Raw genomic sequence first — 18,798 nt, forward strand, 5'->3', positions numbered from 1 at the left:
CTATCACGTCTGAAATTGGCCTCTTTTTGGCGAAAAAGCACACGTACCACTACCTCTTTCTTGCTATTTCGTCCCTTTAGAGAGACGGATGTGTCAGCGTATTTGCCTAATAAGAAGTAAATTGTCATTCTTGAAGGGCCAGATTGTTCATCAAGACAGGCAGGTACGAGTCGCTGATAGGGATCAGTTCCTCGCCGATACGTATCCGCTTACGCTCGATATAATTAATGTGGGAGAGGGATACGATGTAAGAGCGATGTACCCGGCAAAAACGATTCCTGTCCAGAAACTCCTCGAACCGCTTCAAGCTGACTTGCGTGAGCAGGGGCTTGCCATTGATACGGTGTACCTTTACATAATCGCCGTACCCCTCGAGGAAAAGGATCTCTTCCCGGCGGAGGCGAATGATCTTGCTGCCTTCCCGGACGAAGATGGGGCGTTCTGTTTGCTCCTTGCTCAGCGCTTGGTGGACATCGGCTAAAGCCTTGTCCAGTTTCTCGAAATATCCCATGAGCGTGTTCAGGGTCGAGGTGTCTCCGTCGAAAGTGATACATTTCAGCATAGTGTTTTTTACCTTTATTTGTTGTACCGCAAAATAACAGGAAAGTTCGGTGAAGAAAGGTTAAGCACCGATTAGTGGTATAATCGGGTCGGTGAATCGCCTTACGTGAGGGGGTGAAAAGACATTATTCCTCCTCCCTCAGAATCCATTTCTTGAAGATCGGGGTCTTGGTTTTGCTAATGATAATACGTTCGGGGACAGGTAAGGTGAGGTTGACGGACAGGCGGCTCCCGAACCAAAGATCTATATCCTTGATGGCGTTGCGTGAAATGATGAATTGACGGTTGGCCCGGAAGAAAAGCCTCTCGTCCAGTTGCTCTCCCAATGCGTCGAGGGTACGGTCTACGGGATGTTGTTTTCCGTCGAAGGTATAGGCGGTAACTTTTTCGTTGGCCGTATAGAAATAAAGGATCTCCTCAGCCGGTAACGGATAGAATTTATCGGCCAGCATGATCAATAAGCTCCTGACCGTGTGGCGACTCTGGATTGTACGGTTCGTTTGCCGGATATGCGCCAGCCTTTCCTCGGTATCGAACAGCCGTAATTTATTCAAGGCCCTTTCCAGCGAGACCAGCGTGACAGGTTTCAGTAAATAATCGATACTGCTTACTTGAAAAGCCTGTAACGCATACTCATCATAAGCGGTCGTGAAGACTACCGGAGCATCTATCTCCACCTGTTCGAATATCTTGAACGCCGATCCATCCGCTAAATGGATATCCATGAAAATGATATCCGGATGAGGCGATGTCCGGAAGAACTCAACGCTCTCTTCGATACTCTCCAGCTCGGCGATCACCTCGATCGGGGTAACCGTATTTTGCGCTAGGATCGCCTTTAAGCTATTAACGGCGGTAGTCTCATCTTCTATAATAACTGCTTTCATGAGTGAATGGGTTTATTGAGTAAAGGAAGCGTGACCTTGAAATATTCCTTGCGGTTGGAGATCTGGATGTCCTTTCCGGTAAGCATCCGGTAGCGCCCCCATAGGTTCTTCAATCCGATACCGCTGCCTTTGCTATCTTCCGACTTAGGATGTATTTTATTGGATATGATTAGTTTGTCCTCATGGGTGGTATAGATATCGATCTGTAGCGGGTATTGCTTGCTGATAACGTTGTGCTTTACGGCGTTCTCGATCAAGGGGAGTACGCTCAATATCGGCAGATACCAAAGTAAGTAAGGGGTATCCGCTTGGATGGAGAAGAATAGTTTTCCCTCGTAGCGCACGCTCAGCAGATAGGTATACGCCTTTACGAATTGAAGTTCTTCCGCTAGCGTAACCAGCTCTTTCTTGTTGCTTTGCAAGATATACCGGAAGACGTTGGATAGCTCATCCAGATAAGCCAACGTCTGTTGTTTTTCTCCGCTCTGTATCAAGGCGTTCAATCCATTTAAGGAGTTGAAGAAGAAATGTGGGTTGATTTGTCCCATCAAGGCGTTATAGGAATTCTGTAACTTCTCGGTCTTCAATTGTTCATATTCCAGTTTCATTTGTTGCTTGCTGCTTAACAGGCGGATTAGTACGGAACTTAGCATAACCGTAAGGAAGACGAAAAGATGCTCCGTCATGAAAGAGTTAGGGACCGTGAAAGGCTTGGGAGGTACCGGTATGCCCCGGCGCTCGGCAGACCTGATGGTTTGTGTAGCCATCCTGCCCCGGTCGATGCGGATCATGATATCCTGGGTAGCTGGCTGGGGCCCATCTTCCCCAAGCCATTCTACGAAAATGGCCGTGTACAAAACCGGCGACAGATGAAACATGCCGTAGGCGATGCTGATACAAGTTACGCAAACCAGCAATACCCTTTTATACTCTTTCCTGCGGAAAAGCTTGTCCCCGAGCTTATACATCAAGCTGTTGACAATAAATAAGATGAAGGAGAACACGAAGAACCAGATTAGTAAATAATACATGGTGCGATCCGGAGGCTGGATACCCATGCTCGGGTTTCCGGTCTCGAACTCATATTTACGCATCAGAAGGGCGAAGTTCACGAAAATACTAAGCAAGACGGATATCGTGAAGCCGATCAATAAGTCGTTTCTTTTTAATTGTAACATAGATAAACCCTTTGTCTGCTTACAAAGATAGGGCTTCCTTATCCGAGCGGGAAAAGGAATCGACGAAACGGATAAAAATATCGGTGAATCGCCCGGGCTTCCGAAAATAATGTACCTTTGCCGGAAATTAGGATCTCTGTCGCTATGACGAAATGGTTTGTCTACATATTTCTGGCCAGTGTCTGCCTGTTGCTTTCCTGTGGCGGTAAATCCGTCCGGGAAAAATTTGCGGAGGCGGACCGGTTGGTAAACGAGAATAACTTAGATAGCGCTGCCTGGCTGCTGGAGGAACAAATAACGCTTTCCGCTCTTTCGGATAGCGATAAGGCAGAGTATGGACGGAGGCTCGCTTGGCTTCATCTCTTGCAGGGGCGCAGCTTAGTGAACGACTCGCTCATCGACTACTCAGTGGATTATTATAAGGAGCATGCCTCGGAGCCTTTACTTTCCGCTTATTTCGTAAAGGCTATTTATATGGGTGATTCCCGGAAGGGGTTGGAACAAAGACGTGCTTTGTACCGAGAGGCGATAGATTCCGCTTATTCCCGTTCGGATTCGACCTACCTTGTACGTTTTTATGACCGATTGACTTCCTTGAGCTTTGGTGAGGGGTTGTATCGGGAAACGATCGCAGACTCGAAGGAATGGGAAGCCTCGCCAAAAGCTGGATTTAAGGAGATGGCCTATTATATGGCCGGGTTGAGTTATAGCCGCTTGCGAATGAGGGACTCGGCGGATTATTATCTTCGTTTGGCCGCGGACTCGGCCTTGGCTAAGAATATCGAATGGTATGCCCATCATTTTGCCCGTAATTATGCGGATTTCTTGTATGATTTTAATCCCAAGGCTTCTATCAGCTATTTACGTTTGTTGGAAGAACGATATCCGGAGCGAGAGACCCCGGGATCCTATGTTATGCCTTGGATCAATCTAGGGGAATTGGATTCTGCCCGGAAGTATATCGAGAAGAATACGTTAGGCTTGGAACTTAGTCACAGTGATGATATAGCCTCGCATGCGCTGAATTATGCCTATCAATTTATATTGGGCGTAAAGGAAAATAAACCGGTGGATATTTCCCGATTAGGGCAATATTGCGATTCTTTGTATACCGTGAAATCCCAAACGGAGAAGGCTGAGCGGGAACGATTGGTCGATCAAAATCGTTTACGCCGAGAAAATCTTCGCTTGGAGATGAGCCGGCAGCGTACGTTCTCTATCTTGGTGATCGTTTCTTTGCTTTCCATATTGGTAGCTGGTGGAGTTTTCTTATATATCCGTAACCGAAGGAACCGTTTGATTGATATGGAGGAGCGTTTGGAAGCCTTGCGTCAGCTCTTGAATGAGTCCAAGCAATCCGTAGCGGAGGAGGAGAAACCCGATAGTGCCTTTTTCCGTAAGGTCTTGTTGCAGCAATTGGGTGTTATCCGCTTGATGGCGACTACTCCCACGCAACAAAATAAGGAATTGCTCCAGCAAATGACTCGTATCACGAACGAGGATGTCCCGGTAGATACGCTTTTGGTATGGGATGACCTGTATCCGATTATCGACGCAGTCTATGATAATTTCCATACGCATCTGGTCCGATTGTCTGATGGGCGTTTGCTGGAAAAAGAGATCCAGCTTTGTTGCTTGCTATGCGCCGGCTTCTCTACCAAGGAAATCAGTGTAGTTACCCAGCAAAGCGTCCGTACGATCTATCAGCGCAAGACGGACATCCGCCATAAGCTGGGTATGGACGAGAAAGAGGATATCATCGGCAATATAAGTGCTCGAACGGCAAATATAAACTTTTCTCTCTAAGTCGTTCGCTAATGCTTTGTAAATCAGTGTATGTGTATAATGCCTTGCACTTTAGTTTCTTGCCTGTATAAATCGATTTTAGCTGTTTCCCTCCTTACATTTGTCTCGAATCAAATTTGAATTTTATGAGAAGACAAGTATTATTTGTGGGATTGATTTGCGTTGCCTTTTTGGTAAACGCGCAAGAGGAGAAAACGATCGATTTGGATGAGGTTACCATTCAAGCCTCTTCGATTATAAGGAAGAAAGACCGTCAACTTATATTCCCCTCTAAAGACCAAGTGCGGCGCTCGATGGATGGCTTGGATTTGACAAGGCGGATGTCCTTACCTCGTCTATGGGTAGATCCGAATACGAAAAGTATCTCTATGGCGAATGGAAACGTTCAGTTGCGTATAAATGGCGTGTTGGCTTCTTCCTTAGAAGTCGCAGCCCTCTCGCCGGAGGATATCAAACGGGTGGAATATCACGATAACCCCGGCTTGCGATATGGGGAAGGAATCGATATCGTCTTGGATTATATAACGATCAAGCGGACTTCCGGAGGAAATCTCGGCGTGGATTTAAGCCATCAATTAAACACGTTTTGGATGGCAGATTATATATATGGTAAGTATAACCGAGGACGTTCGGAGTTCTCTTTATCCAGCTTTGCGAACGGACACCGGTATAAAGAGGCATGGCAAGACCGGAAGGAAATCTTTCATACCCCAGATGGTACCTTCCAGCGAACACAGGAAGGAATCCCCGGGAGGGATTATGAGATGTATTGGACTACGACGGCGAATTATAACTACACGAAGGATGATGATTATTTCTTGAACGCTAAGCTGAATTTTTATTATTATGACTATCCGCATAACTATAGCAGTGCCCTTTTAAGGAATAGCGAGAGCAAGATGACGACCGATCTTATCGATAATAATAAATCCTTGAATACCCGTCCCTCGCTCGACTTGTATTATTTCCGGAAATTACCACGTAAACAATCATTGGCTGTCAATGTCGTGGGAACTTATTCGAATACCGATAGCCGTCATACCTACCGGGAAGAACTGGAAAGTATTCCTTTGACAGATATTTATACGAAAGTAGATGGAAAGCGCTATTCGGTAATCGGAGAGGGTATCTACGAGAAAGAGCTAGAGACCGGTCGCATTTCCGCCGGTTTGAAACATACGCAGGCTTATACGGACAACGTATATTCCGGTTCCGGTGATTATACGACCCATATGACGGAATCTGAATCGTATATGTATGCGCAATACGTAGGAACTTGGAAGAAGTTGGTTTATAACGTAGGTTTGGGCGCCTCCCGTAATTATCTATCGCAAGAAAACTCGGGCTCTTATAATCGGTGGTATTTCCGCCCGCAGGTAACACTTACTTATACTATCAATGAGGTATTATCCGCTCGTTATCGGTATACCCTGCGCAATGTAAACCCATCCTTGTCTGAGTTGAGTAACGTGGAGCAATGGATTGATTCCTTACAGGTTCGTAGAGGTAATCCGGGTCTATCCCCTTTCTTATATCATAACAACGCCGTGGAATTTCATGTGAATACGGCAAAGGTCAAGGCCGGCTTTACTTTCTCTTACCAATACCAGCCCCGCATGGTCATGGAAGAGACCCTGTATGACGTTAGCCGGGGACTTTTTATCCGTACCTACGATAACCAACGGAGTTTCCATCGTTTTACGCCGGAACTGTATTTGAATTATTCACCCTTCGGCGATTATCTGCGCATGAATATCTCCGGAGGCTTGAACCATTTCCAATCGAATGGAAATAGCTATTCGCATACATACACGGATCCCTTCTATGTGATCTCTTTGAATAGCGATGTGAAGAACTTTAATTTTAACCTGTTGATTTATAAGAGAAGCTATAGTTTTTCGGGTGAGACCAGTCGTGAGGCCGATCGTTTTAATAGGTTGGGTATCGGTTATAGAATCGGGAAGGTTCAGTTAAGCGCTTCTTTCTCTACCCAATTTACATCATCCGCCTGTTACCGGAGTAAGAACCTTTCAGCGATCGCTCCCTATGTGACCGATCAGCGTTTTGGTGATATTTATCCGGGCTTCGAGATCGGATTCTCTTACCACTTAGATTTCGGTCGCAAATACAAATCCGTGGATCGTAAGTTATATAATTCAGATAATGAATCGGGTATATTGAATAGTCGGAAGTAAGTTACATCTATATTGTCGATTACGTGTTCGCGGCTTTCAGTATGCAATATATCATAATTGGGTAGGATATAGTTCTCTATCATTCCTACCCGTTTCATGCGTGCGAACACCTCTTGATAAGGCTGCCCCAATTTGCGTGCGGTTCCTTCTATACAAAAGGAAGCGAACGCTAGCTCTATTTCTGTTTGCGATAGTTCGATTTGTTTATCCATTTTTCCATGTCGCTTAGATGAATTTGCTTTAAATGTACGTAAAAAGCGGCTCATGCGATAAAATCCGTGGATGAAATTATCTATAATAGAGGATTCCGTAGTGGTAGTACTAAAATGATATTTGTCTTTGTATAACTGAGAAGTATTTGCTAACTTTGTTATCTATAACCAGAAAAAGGATAGGGTTATGACTATAGAGGAGAAGCAACTGGAATTTATGATTTATTGCATAGAGAGTACCGCGGAACGATTAGGGCGTTATGGTTCGGATGTATATAATAAACTGAAGGAACTAGGAGCGATCAATGGCTATATCCGCTCTTATTACGATACCTTGCATACGCAAGGGAAATCATATATCGTAGACTCCATCTTAGAATATATTTACTATCGTGATCCTCAATGGCTCCCGGACGGATATAAACCCTTCCGTAGTATTGAAGAGAAAGGGAAAACACTATGTTGACGGTTTATCATGGTTCCACTTGCCGTATAGAGGAGCCTTTGGCTGGGGTTTGCCGGCCTAATCTGGATTTTGGAATCGGGTTCTATGTTACGGACTTGAAAGAACAGGCAGTTCGTTGGGCACTTCGTACAGCAGAGGTACGTCATAAGGATGAGGCTTGGCTGAATGTTTATTCTTTGGATATGGATGTCTGTCGTGTCTTGCCATATCGCTATTTATGTTTCGAAACTTATGATGCTGATTGGTTAGACTTTGTAGTGGCCTGTCGTCAAGGTCGAAATTTGTGGTCAGCTTATGACATGATAGAAGGAGGTATAGCGGATGACCGTGTGATTCGTACGATTGACCTTTATATGCGTGGGGATTATACACGCGAGGAGGCCTTGGCTCGTCTTATCCATCAAGAGCCTAATAACCAGATTTGCATAATTAACCAAGAGATCATAGATCGTTGCCTCTGCTTTACGGAAGCGTTTCTTTTACCTAAAACATCTGCTCCACTTGTTGTCCCTGGTGCGGCTGATACGGTTATGCAGGGTAAATATAGGGGAGTTATCGAACTGCTTGCGTCTCGTTTGCGTATTTCTACCGATAAAGCATTAGACCTTTTTTATAATAGTGATACTTATAAATGCCTAACATTACGGAATGGAGATTTGCTTTTAAAAAGCGATCTCTACATTCTTGACGAAATCATACGAGAGCTGCAAGATAAACAGGGCTAGTGTCTTAACTTGCGTGCGGTTCCTTCTATACAAAAGGACACTTGTTCGTATTCTTCCTTTATAACCTTCTTATTCTCTAAAAGATAAGCTTGTATTCTTCGTTTGGCGGCGGCGAACGATCATTCGCTGCCGCCGAATATATATTCACTGCCGCCGAACGAACGTTCGCTGTCGCTGAATAAAGTATATATTAGGTAGTGCGGAAATTTACATAGGGTTCAAGAAACATTTGTTTTGGTTTGTTTCGGCTTTTGTCCTTATGGATTGGATGAGGAATTCTAAATATTCGCATGGATGTTTGCGGGATTCATGGGAAATTCCGTACTTTGTACCGAGCCGTTAGAGTGGAAGCTCGGCGGGTTCGTTTTCGTGGAAAAGGCGTTAAAAGATATTATTCCCACTTCTGAAATCCCCAATTTCGTGCCCGGGAATAATAACAACAGACGCCCATGCTTGTTATAGTTACTTCGAGAGGAGCATCTTATAATGAAGCGTGGGGCTGCTGTTTGTTATCCGGGCAGGGTATGGGGATACCTAGAGGTGGGTGACAATGGCTAAGCCTCGCGCTTTTTCTTTGTGTGGATGATAAGGAGCGGTTGATGATTGTAGGGTAAATCAATTATTAATTCAAATAGAATGAGTATGAAAAAACTTTTCTTTCTTTTTGCTTTTCTCGTAGGACTTGGGATAAGTAGTAGTGTATATGCGCAATTGGTGAAGGAGGTAACACTGACCTCTGCCAATACGCTGGCATCCGAGCTAGGAGCGGATGTGGGCAAGGTAACGAGCTTGAAAGTAAATGGGCTACTGAGAGCGGAGGACTTTAAGACGATGAAGGAGCAGATGGGTATGCTTCAAGTGCTGGATATGAGTGGGGTGACGGAGTTGCCTAAAATGGGTGGCGCTTGGGCAGATTTACGCTATATCCCAGCTAATTCTTTCCAAAACAAGTTGACGCTCCGAAAAGTGGTATTTCCGGGAGTACTTCAAATTATAGAGCGGGAGGCCTTCTCTGACTGTAGTACCTTGACAGACTTGGATTTCTCGAAAGCTACGCAATTGCAGAGGATAGAATATAATGCCTTTTATAAATGTAGTGGTTTGCTGAGCTTGGATTTATCGACGTGTGTGAATTTAGTGGAAATAGGGTCTTCTGCTTTTAGGTTTTGTAGCAATTTAGTGACGGTAAATTTGACGGGATGCGTTAAGCTGACGAGTTTGGGGAGTTGGGTATTTGGCGAGTGTTCCTCTTTGCAAACGGTGGAGTTATCTGGTTGCTCGGCATTGAAGACGATAGAATCTTATGCATTTAATGGGTGTTATCAATTATCTGGTTTCGATTTCTCTCAATTGACAGCCTTAAAAGATATAGGCGAAAGAGCTTTTGAAGGTTGTGCCTTGGCTGGTGATATCGCTTTTGCTTCTGGAATCACCCAATTGGGTAGATCTGCCTTTTCTAATTGTCGTAATATCACTAGCGTTGATTTCAGTAAAAGCACACAGCTCGCAGTTATTTCTTCTGGAACGTTTAGTTCTTGTCAAAGCTTGAAAAAAGTAGATCTGAGTAATTGTGTATCCTTGAATACGTTGAATCTAGCTGCTTTTGAAGGGTGTTCTTCTTTGGAGGAAGTCGTAATCAATAACGGTTTCTATACCTCTATCGATGGAGTCCTTTTTGTGGTGGACAAGGCTACTTTATTACTCTATCCGGCGGGAAAGAAGAATGAGGCTTATACGATTCCTTCTACGGTGAAGACGCTTGGTGAGCGTTCGTTTCCTTATAACGAATCATTGATGGAACTGACGATCCCGGAATCTGTGTTGACTATAAAAGGAGAGGCTTTTTATAACGGATCTTTCTCGGGAAGAGGAGCGAAAGTAATCATGAAGGCTGAGAAGCCGATCGGCTTGTCGCAATCGATCGGTTTGGAGAATGCGTTGGTATATGTACCGAAAGGCTTTGCTAAGGCTTATCGTGAGGCTGCTTTTTGGAAAGAAAGCAAGATTGTAGAGATTGATGCGGATCCTGTAGTAGTGACCTTGGAGGCGGCTGGTTCGCTGGGTGCGAAATTGACGGAACTGAATATTCCATTGGCTACTATCTTAGAATTGCGTATCACCGGTCCGATGAACGCTAGTGACTTCGAGGTCATTAAGCAAATAGAGCTGTTGCAAAAGGCTGATTTGAGCAAGGCTACGATGGAAGAGGATAGGTTGCCGGATAGTGCGTTTGGAGGGTTGCGTTATTTGGAAGAAGTTATCCTTCCGAATACGATAAAGGAGATAGGTAATTCTGCGTTCTCTGGTTTATCCGCATTGCGGAAAGTGAATATGCCCGAGTTTGTAGAAAGGATAGGGGAGTCTGCGTTCTCGGACTGTTACAGCTTGCAAAAGATTGATTTATCGTTATTGTCTCACTTGAAGGCGATCGGTTACTCTACTTTCTCTTCCAGCTCATGCGTACCCGTTTCATTGAAACTTCCGGATGGATTGGAGCGGATTGACGGTTACGCTTTTAATAATACTGGTGTTACTTCCGTGGACTTCTTGAATACGTCCTTGTCTTATATAGGCAACAATGCATTCTATGCATGTCCGATCACCGGCACATTATCTTTCCCCGGTACCTTACGATCCATAGGCAATTCTGCTTTCGCTTCCGCAAAGGTCTCATCTATCAAGTTGAAGTCTACAGAGATGGTACGTTTGGATGGAGCTGATGTTTTTAAATCCGTAGATAAGACCACCTGTAAAGTTTACGTCCCGAAAGGCATGAAGGATACTTATAAAGCAAACACCTATTGGTCTCCATTCGGAAATAACATTGTGGAGTTTGGGCAGTTGATTACGTCAACTTCTAATAATGAAAATTATGGATGGGTAGAAGGTAGCGGTGCCTATGAAGAGGGGGAAATAGTGACTTTGAAGGCGGTTTGTCAGGATGGAAATTGGGAAGATTATTATTGGGCTAAATATGTTAATTTGTTCTTTGGCTGGTATGATGGTGAGACAAAAGTCTCCGATGATACTATATATACTTATAAGGCAGGTAAGGAGGACAAAGCATTTGTCGGTAAATTCGTGCGTATAAGTTTCCCTAATACATCAGACCTTCTTCAAATGGTAAGAAATGATAGTAAATCCATTACGGTGAGGGTGGAGATGCCTGCCGATGATCCTCGATTGTTTGCTGGTTGGTATGAGAATGATCAATGTGTTTCCAAGGAAGAAGAGTTGACGGTGCAAGTTGGTATGGTAGACCGATCCTTGGAGGCTCGTTTCTTCGACGATGGACTTATGGTTGTTAACGGTGGTAATGTCATCGTAAATGATCAGAATAAGGTGGATGGACCTGCTGTAATTTTGCATCACGGTAGCCTCACCGTTGAGGGTAATGAGATTTGGAAACCGAAGAGCTTTGCTTACTATCGGGATGCCTCCTTGCTGGTGGATGCTGAGATACAGACCGAGGCGATCTCCTTCAATTGGAACGCTAGGAGTAACTATTGGCATTTCGTATCCTTCCCCTACGACTTGAAGATGTCCGAGATCAAGCTGACAAGCAGCGACGCTCGCTTTGTCGTACGGGAATACGATGGCAAGTCTCGTGCCGATAAGGGAGTGGGTGAGTCTTGGCGACAGCTTTGCGACTCGGAGACCTTGAAGGCAAATAAGGGATATATTATCCAATTCAATAGCGACGATACGATGGCCGATGGATTTACTACCCAGACCGGTGATATGAAAGCCCTCCTTAATCGGGCGAGCGTGGCGATTCCGTTGAATACCTACGCCTCGGATAATGCCATGAATGCCAATTGGAACTTCGTGGGGAATCCGTATCCCGCCTATTATAGCGTGGAGCGATTGTTCGCTGATGGATTGGACGCTACGGTGACGGTTTGGTCTCCCGATTTGAATAACTACGAGTATTATACGCAGGATGATAAGGATGTCTATCTGGCACCGCTTACGGCCTTCTTCGTACAAAAGAAGACTTCCAACTTAGTATTCAATCCGGAGGGCCGTGTGGCTGCCCTGCCGAGGGAAACGCAAGCAGCTTCAGCGTTACGTAGTGTGGATAACCGTCAAGTTGTCAACCTGCTGTTGGCAGGCGAGAAGGCAAGCGACCGTACCCGTGTGGTATTCAACGAGGCTGCCTCGCTGGAGTATGAGATCGGTCTTGATGCTGCCAAGTTCGGCAGTCCGAATGCGGAGGCCGCCTCTTTCTATAGCTTGGATACGCAAGGGAATCGATTGGCTATCAACGAGCGTCCGGTAGCGGATGGCGTGGTACGCCTTGGATGTGTCCTGCCTGCTAAGGGAAGCTATACGATCTCATTGAAAGAGAAGATTGGCAAAGGTATTCAGTTGGTGGATAAGCAGACGGGTGCCGTATGCGACCTGAACCAAGAGGCTTATACCTTCGAGGCCGAGGCTGGAACCCTCTCTGACCGCTTTGAGCTGAGAAGCGATGTGGTGACTTCTGTTGAGGCAATCGATGCGTCGATTCGCTGGAACGTGCGAGAAGGCTTGTTGATCGTGTCCGGCTTGCGTGATGTGGAAACTTTGAGTGTATGCGATGCGGCGGGTCGTATTCATTTCGCTGGTAAAGTGACGGATGGTGAGGTACATATGGCCCTACCTCAGTCTGGTATTTATTACATGACATGGACGACAAAAGCGGGCGAGCGTCAGACTTGTTCCATTAAATGGTAATCGCTATGAGAAAACGATTGTTTCGATATATTACGATGGCTTTGTCTCTTTGGATCTTCCTCGGAGGATCCATCGGGCAAGTCTATGCGCAGGATGAGTTCAATCCGACTCCTCCACCGGAGCCGGGGAAACTAACGCTCTTACTCTCCACGGATCCCCACGGATCCGCTTATTTGGAGCAAACGAATCCCTCCGGCATTTATGATACGGGTACGGAAGTAACGGTACGGGCCTATCCGCATACGAATTATGAGTTTGTGGCTTGGCAGTCCGCCGATGGCGAGGAGTTATCCGGCCTCTCGGAATATACCTTCACCCTTACGGAGAAAAACGCTCGCTTGATAGCCAAGCTATGTTTTAACCCGAAGGAGAATCCATCGGAGCCGGGAAATGGTTATTATAATCTGATTACGACCGTCAGCTCCTCCATGGCTGGATGGGTAGAACAGAATGGCCAAGGTATTTATGAGAATGGCAAAGAGGTGACACTTATCGCCCATGCTTATCCCGATTATGTGTTCAACCATTGGGAGAGCGATGGGAAGAAAGTGTCGGAAGAGGCAACCTATCGCTTCACCATGCCGGGCAAGCATGTTTACCTGCGGGCCGTGTACGACTGGAAGCCGAAAGATCCTTCCGAACCGGAGATCGGGTATTGCCTTTACGTGAACACTTCCGATCCGGAGGCCGGCTATGTATCGCAAAGCGGAAACGGTATCTATGAGTTAGGGGATAAGGTGACCGTGATCGCCTCGCCTACGAAAGACTATGACTTTATCGGCTGGTATGATGAGGCGGGTATGTGCCTGTCTACCGACATCTCTTATACGTTGACTATTAGTAAGCGAACCACTACGATCGAGGCTCGTTTCAAGAAGAGAGAGGCACCGGTGGATGAGGTGGAGATCGTACCCGGGCCGAATCCGGATGATCCTTCATCTACGGAGAAAGGCGGCGAGGTGGAAGTGATAGGCGAAGCCATTCCCGGCCAAACGGTCGAGATCATCGCGATGCCGAAACCGGGTTATGCTTTTGAAGGTTGGTATTTGGATGGCGTGTTTATCCCGGAGGCGGAGATGAGCCATGAGATCTTGATCGGTAAAGATATGGGTAAGCTAGAGGCTAAATTTCGGGAATTACCCGTTGACTTGGAAGTAGAGGGTGGAGAGAACGGTTGGGCGGAAGTGACTCGCTATAGAGGTGATGTCATTAACTTGAAGGCTGAACCGATCGTAGACCATACCTTTATGGGATGGTACTTGCTAGATCAGTTATTGTCGAAAGCGTTGAATTATGATTTTGATGTCAATATTCTACGTGCGGCCTTGCCCGCTATTCGTGCGGTGTATACCAAAGGTACGGTAGCCAATGAGACGATCGTTAGGGAGGAACTAGTCACGATCGCTTTCTCCGGGAACCAACTCTGCGTGACTGCTCGCCAAGCGATCCGTAGATTGATGGTTTATTCGTTCGAGGGGGACTTATTAGGTACTAACGGCCAAATGGAACAAGGTGATATCTATCGCTTATCCATACGTAGCCCCTTACTTCTCGTTATCGAGGCAACGGATGGTACTCGTATCGTCTGTAAATTGTCCTCCGGACGGTAGTCCGTGGCGTGATTTGGATATATGATTCTTTCAATGCCCATTCTAAGGTTCTTATAATGCCCATCGTAAGCTCCTTTGAATGGGCATTGTTAGATGCTTACGATGGGCATTGTAAGAAACGATAAACAAAAAGCCATCCGGCATTCCGCTGGATGGCTTTTTGTATGGCAATAGAATCGGAGAGATTACACTCTCTTTTCTTTGATTCTTGCTTTCTTACCGGTAAGAGCACGCAAGTAGTACAATTTAGCACGACGTACTTTACCGACTTTGTTAACCGTGATGCTTTCGATAAACGGAGATTCGATCGGGAAAATTCTCTCTACACCTACGTTCTCAGACATCTTACGAACTGTGAAACGTTTTTTGTCGCCGTGACCGGAGATACGGATAACAACACCGCGATACTGCTGGATACGCTCTTTGTTACCCTCTTTGATACGGTAAGCTACCGTGATCGTATCACCACTCTTGAATGAAGGAAGTTCCTTCTTCGTAGCGAACGCTTCTTCTGCAATCTTAATTAAATCCATTGTTTATAGCTTTTTAATTGTAATTTATAATGAAACGCAATTTAACGGGCTACATTTCCCGACAGAGATTACGTAAAGCGGGTGCAAAGTAACGAAATAAATATTTGATTCGCAATAGATAGATGCTTTTTTGCTCGCTATTTGATTAAATCTTTTATGTCTACCAAGGATTCAAACCATTGACATCCACCAGCGATTCCCGTTCCTCCTTCCACATTGCTGTAGATCCGGACAGGCTCGGCCAGACCTACATTCGTAAGTCCGCCCATGATACCTTCATTCTCGATGTTTTGTAAAGATAGCAGATATTGGTAATAGGGTTCGGACAGGGAATATAAACGAATATGGCGTTTGGTATAATATTTAGTATCGGACCTGAGTTGTTCTTTTACTTGCAACGTGTATTCCTTCCCGTCGAACAGCTCGTCGGAAAATACCCGTCCCCGCCAATTTACCATCGAAGAGCCGAAAACCTCATCCAAGATACCTTGTTGTTGCGTGAATACGGGATCTACGGAGAAGTCCAACAGGACACCAAGATGGTCGTCATCTCCCCATATCTGTAGAGAATAGTAATTTGATTTACCCGGGGTATCTTGGAAAGTGATTTGATAGATAAGCACATCGTTTTCTTCTATGTAGGAGATATTCCCATCTCCATCGACAAGGGTACCGCCGTTGCCGGTAGCTTCTTTACGGGGAATTATGCGCAGGCCTTTGATTTCGGTCTTGGAAGGAATCTTATCTTCCGCCGAGGCTGTTCCATATTCCGGGGTAGAAGCTACTATCTTTACGGTTTGTCCGGGCAGTGGAACCGTATTCGATATATAAAGCGTATCTGTTACCCATCCACCTCGATCCTCTCCGAGCCAACGAGAAGATTTCCAATAGGAATATTCTTTCCAAGGCATCTCCTCCTTGAAGATCCCGTCTATATATAATTCCACCTTGGCGTTTCGAATCGTCACGTCCGGCTTGCTCTCTGAGTGAAACCATGTGCGGGATATGCTGGCCATTACGACTGTATCCGGCGAGAAGGCCGAGTTGATCACCATTTTCGGTGTAGTACGATATTCCTCTAGGTCAAACTTCCTGTAGCAGGAGGTTAGGAGCAGGCTGGATAATAAGATTGATAAATAGAATATAGGTTTCATGTTCTTTAGAATTTATAAGTATATGATATAGACGGAATGATCGGTAAGAGCGATAACGTCTCGAAATAATGGCTGTAGTTTATCCAAGACCGCTTATGGATAGTTATCGGGTTCATCTGGCAATAAGCGTTATATACGCTGATATTCCAGATACCGAGATGGCCGTTCTTTTTAGGTCGATAAATATTAATCCCCAGATCTAAGCGGTGGTAAGCGGGGAGACGTACGTTATTACGCTCCGTGAAATAGTCCAAGCCTCCTTCCGGTAAGAGCGGAGGGACAGGAGTGAGGCCCAAATCCTCGTAATTCTCGAATGCCACCGTAACCCGGTTTCCGGTCATGAAAGTCCAGCTTCCGGTCAGTTCCAATTTCTCGTTGATCTTCCAGTTTGCGACGATATTCAGCTTATGGCGGTTATCGTATTTCGCGGGGAAACGTTTGCCATTATTAATCTCGTCGAACTGCCGGTCGCTCCACATTAGTCCGTATCCGATCCATCCTGTTATACGCCCCGTCTCTTTCCGGGCGATAAACTCCGCTCCGTAGGCCCACCCCTTACCGGCGGCCAGTTTCTCCTCCCAACCGACGAACGAGGGTAAGAAGTTGTAACCATCTTTATAATCCAGTAGGTGATTCATCCATTTATGATAACCTTCCACCGAGAAGGAATAGTCTTTGTGTAAATTGTAATAAGCGCCGACGGATACTTGATCACTCTCCAATGGCTTCAGCTTCTTGCTGACCGGCATCCACATATCGGTAGGGAGACTCATATAACTTTCGCTGATCTGATGTACGTATTGATTCATCTGGGCGTATGAGGTCTTAAGGCTTAGATTCCTCGTGAGCAGAAAGCGTACGGATAAACGAGGGTCTAAGGAGACATATGTCTTCTTTTGTATATTATACATGTTCAGGCGTAATCCGGCGTTAACCCGGACAATGGAAGATATCGCCCAGTCATCTTCGGCGAAAACAGCCAACTCATTCGCTGAAAGGCGCTCGTCTCCGGTAGTTCGTTTGGTCGGAGACAAATTCTCGGAGGTCTTTTCCTCGATATATTCCGGGCTGAAACGATGGTAAAGATAGTCGGTGCCATAACGGATATGATGTGCCGGGGTAGGAATATAGTCGAAGTTCGCATGGACTCCGAAATCATTGATACCGTTTCGGGTTGAGGTCTCGATAAAACGTGAAGAATAATCTTTGTCACCCTCGGTTCCGTAGTATTGTGAAGTCTCTTGTTTTAGTTTGGATTGATAATGGGAATAAGCCAAGGTGACGGTACCGAACATCTTGTTGTTAAACACATACGACCAGCCGGAAGATAATGCGATGTTACCCCAGCGCATCTTTCCAAAGTCCTTGTTCTCGAAAGGGGTTATATCATCACCTACGGAGAACTCGGAACTTCCTCCTTTTAGGAAATCCTGTCCGAAATAGAAATTAACGTAAGCTTGGCTCCGGTCATTGATATGGTGGTTTACTTTTAGGTTCAGATCGGTAAAAGCATAGCGTGCGCTGAATTTCTCCCCATTCTTTTTCTGAATTTTATTGTAGATCGCCAAACCCGGTGCGGACAAGCCATCCAGCCAAGAGCGACGGAAGGAGGCGTTGAACGAAGTCCGGTTTTTAATGATCGGCCCTTCGAAATTTAAGTTACCGGAGGTCAATCCCAGCATGGCGCTACCATGGTACTCTTTCATATTGCCATCTTTAGTATGCACATCCACTACGCTGGAAAGCCTTCCCCCATAGCGGGCGGGGAAAGCGGATTTATAAAAATCCACATCTTTCAAAGCCTCGGCGTTGAAAGCGGAGAAAAGTCCTCCGAGATGATTGACCTGATACAGTTGGATTCCGTCTATCATATACAGGTTCTCGTCTCCATTCCCCCCACGGACATACATCCCGGCTAATCCTTCCGTTCCGGCTGATACGCCGGGTTGGGTTTGCAGGGCTTTGATCACATCGGCCTCACCGAATAAGGTCGGGATGGTCTTGATCATCTTCCGGGTTATTTTAATCGTTCCCATCTGAGGGGCTTGTATCGGGTTTTGTGTGTCATTACTACCGGTAACGACAACTTCGGCCAATGCTTCACCGCTTTCCAGCAGAATTTCCATCACGGTATCCCGTTCGAGCGGTTGGAATGTATGTGAGAAACGTCCGTATCCGATGTAGGAAGTCTCCAAACGAACTGCCCCGACCGGTAAGGTTAGACTGAAGAAACCGTGGTTATTGGTAGCCGTGCCCTTTTGTGTGCGAGAGTCATAAACGGAGGCCCCGATTAGATACTCCGTAGTCGCTTTATCCCGTACAAATCCGCTGATGGTTACTGAGCGGGGGCGTTTCTTCAAGATGATGTGGGTACCGTTTATCTGATAAGACAGAGGGAGCTTTTGGAATAGCCGGGTAAGGCATTCCGATATGGATTGGTTATCAGATTTGAATGTAATCCGGGAAATGCCTTTGAGAATAGAAGGATCGTAGGAGAATGTCATGCCTGTTTGATGCTCTATTTTTTTCATGATTTCTTGGATCGGCTCTTGTTTAGCCTCGATACTGAGAGTCGGCTCTTGTCCCCAAGCGCTTGATTGAAAGCCGAAGATAATCAAGATTATGAGTAGTATTAGCTTCATGAAGTACTTCATTTTTTATTACGAGACAGGAAAGATAGTAAAAACCCCTATCACAATTCACGTTACTATTGCGATATTTTCTTATTTTTGGAGAGTAATAATGATAATGT

Annotated in this window: 13 protein-coding genes; 6 read left to right on the forward strand and 7 right to left on the reverse strand. The window is 45.6% G+C overall.

The annotated features are described in order from the left end of the window. Positions 1-124: 124 nt before the first annotated feature. From DW205_RS04060 to DW205_RS04070, 3 genes are all read right to left on the reverse strand, one after another. A complete protein-coding gene (locus DW205_RS04060) occupies positions 125-562 on the reverse strand; it encodes a LytTR family DNA-binding domain-containing protein (RefSeq protein WP_005867142.1) in 438 nt (145 codons plus the stop codon). 124 nt (positions 563-686) lie between these two features. Continuing rightward, positions 687-1,448, reverse strand: a complete 762-nt coding sequence (locus DW205_RS04065; protein ID WP_005867143.1) for a LytTR family DNA-binding domain-containing protein — start codon at positions 1,446-1,448, stop codon at positions 687-689. Continuing rightward, a complete protein-coding gene (locus DW205_RS04070) occupies positions 1,445-2,626 on the reverse strand; it encodes a sensor histidine kinase (RefSeq protein ID WP_005867144.1) in 1,182 nt (393 codons plus the stop codon). The genes DW205_RS04065 and DW205_RS04070 overlap by 4 nt, the downstream gene beginning before the upstream one ends. Before the next feature lie 117 nt (positions 2,627-2,743). Between DW205_RS04070 and DW205_RS04075 the strand changes: the two genes are divergently transcribed. Continuing rightward, positions 2,744-4,432 (forward strand): LuxR family transcriptional regulator, encoded by a 1,689-nt coding sequence (locus DW205_RS04075; protein ID WP_227793801.1) that lies wholly within the window; start codon positions 2,744-2,746, stop codon positions 4,430-4,432. A 125-nt stretch (positions 4,433-4,557) separates the two neighbouring features. Then, positions 4,558-6,627 carry an outer membrane beta-barrel protein gene (locus DW205_RS04080; protein WP_005867146.1) on the forward strand — a complete coding sequence of 690 codons (2,070 nt, stop codon included), beginning with the start codon at positions 4,558-4,560 and terminating at the stop codon, positions 6,625-6,627. Here the strand turns inward: DW205_RS04080 and DW205_RS04085 are convergent. After that, positions 6,534-6,893, reverse strand: a complete 360-nt coding sequence (locus tag DW205_RS04085) for a DUF3791 domain-containing protein (RefSeq protein ID WP_306801560.1) — start codon at positions 6,891-6,893, stop codon at positions 6,534-6,536. The genes DW205_RS04080 and DW205_RS04085 overlap by 94 nt on opposite strands. Before the next feature lie 133 nt (positions 6,894-7,026). On the opposite strand from DW205_RS04085, the gene DW205_RS04090 reads away from it, so the two are divergent. The 4 genes from DW205_RS04090 (at position 7,027) to DW205_RS04105 (ending at position 14,359) form a co-directional block, all read left to right on the forward strand. Next, complete coding sequence (locus DW205_RS04090; protein ID WP_005867148.1) at positions 7,027-7,305, forward strand: DUF3791 domain-containing protein; 279 nt, start codon at positions 7,027-7,029, stop codon at positions 7,303-7,305. After that, entirely contained in the window at positions 7,299-8,030 is a 732-nt protein-coding gene (locus DW205_RS04095) for a DUF3990 domain-containing protein (RefSeq protein ID WP_005867149.1), read from the forward strand. Before DW205_RS04090 ends, DW205_RS04095 begins: the two co-directional genes overlap by 7 nt. Before the next feature lie 642 nt (positions 8,031-8,672). Continuing rightward, positions 8,673-12,749: a leucine-rich repeat domain-containing protein gene (locus tag DW205_RS04100; RefSeq protein WP_005867152.1), complete on the forward strand. Its 4,077-nt coding sequence runs from the start codon at positions 8,673-8,675 to the stop codon at positions 12,747-12,749. Between the two features lie 5 nt (positions 12,750-12,754). After that, positions 12,755-14,359, forward strand: coding sequence for an InlB B-repeat-containing protein (locus tag DW205_RS04105; protein ID WP_005867154.1), 1,605 nt, complete (start codon positions 12,755-12,757; stop codon positions 14,357-14,359). Between the two features lie 185 nt (positions 14,360-14,544). On the opposite strand, the gene rplS is transcribed toward DW205_RS04105, so the two are convergent. From rplS to DW205_RS04120, 3 genes are all read right to left on the reverse strand, one after another. After that, complete coding sequence (gene rplS, locus DW205_RS04110) at positions 14,545-14,892, reverse strand: 50S ribosomal protein L19 (RefSeq protein ID WP_005854040.1); 348 nt, start codon at positions 14,890-14,892, stop codon at positions 14,545-14,547. 137 nt (positions 14,893-15,029) lie between these two features. Then, positions 15,030-16,046 carry a DUF4249 domain-containing protein gene (locus DW205_RS04115; RefSeq protein WP_005867157.1) on the reverse strand — a complete coding sequence of 339 codons (1,017 nt, stop codon included), beginning with the start codon at positions 16,044-16,046 and terminating at the stop codon, positions 15,030-15,032. 5 nt (positions 16,047-16,051) lie between these two features. Next, positions 16,052-18,688 (reverse strand): TonB-dependent receptor domain-containing protein, encoded by a 2,637-nt coding sequence (locus DW205_RS04120; protein ID WP_005867159.1) that lies wholly within the window; start codon positions 18,686-18,688, stop codon positions 16,052-16,054. Between the last annotated feature and the right edge of the window lie 110 nt (positions 18,689-18,798).

This window comes from Parabacteroides sp. AM17-47 (assembly GCF_003434625.1).
GTDB lineage: Bacteria > Bacteroidota > Bacteroidia > Bacteroidales > Tannerellaceae > Parabacteroides > Parabacteroides distasonis.

Excerpts from the sequence above, each read along its gene's own strand:
- DW205_RS04060 (WP_005867142.1), bottom strand. The coding sequence starts at position 562 with ATGCTGAAATGTATCACTTTCGACGGAGACACCTCGACCCTGAACACG.
- DW205_RS04065 (WP_005867143.1), bottom strand. The coding sequence starts at position 1,448 with ATGAAAGCAGTTATTATAGAAGATGAGACTACCGCCGTTAATAGCTTA.
- DW205_RS04070 (WP_005867144.1), bottom strand. The coding sequence starts at position 2,626 with ATGTTACAATTAAAAAGAAACGACTTATTGATCGGCTTCACGATATCC.
- DW205_RS04080 (WP_005867146.1), top strand. The coding sequence starts at position 4,558 with ATGAGAAGACAAGTATTATTTGTGGGATTGATTTGCGTTGCCTTTTTG.
- DW205_RS04085 (WP_306801560.1), bottom strand. The coding sequence starts at position 6,893 with ATGAGCCGCTTTTTACGTACATTTAAAGCAAATTCATCTAAGCGACAT.
- DW205_RS04090 (WP_005867148.1), top strand. The coding sequence starts at position 7,027 with ATGACTATAGAGGAGAAGCAACTGGAATTTATGATTTATTGCATAGAG.
- DW205_RS04095 (WP_005867149.1), top strand. The coding sequence starts at position 7,299 with ATGTTGACGGTTTATCATGGTTCCACTTGCCGTATAGAGGAGCCTTTG.
- DW205_RS04100 (WP_005867152.1), top strand. The coding sequence starts at position 8,673 with ATGAAAAAACTTTTCTTTCTTTTTGCTTTTCTCGTAGGACTTGGGATA.
- DW205_RS04105 (WP_005867154.1), top strand. The coding sequence starts at position 12,755 with ATGAGAAAACGATTGTTTCGATATATTACGATGGCTTTGTCTCTTTGG.
- rplS (WP_005854040.1), bottom strand. The coding sequence starts at position 14,892 with ATGGATTTAATTAAGATTGCAGAAGAAGCGTTCGCTACGAAGAAGGAA.
- DW205_RS04115 (WP_005867157.1), bottom strand. The coding sequence starts at position 16,046 with ATGAAACCTATATTCTATTTATCAATCTTATTATCCAGCCTGCTCCTA.
- DW205_RS04120 (WP_005867159.1), bottom strand. The coding sequence starts at position 18,688 with ATGAAGCTAATACTACTCATAATCTTGATTATCTTCGGCTTTCAATCA.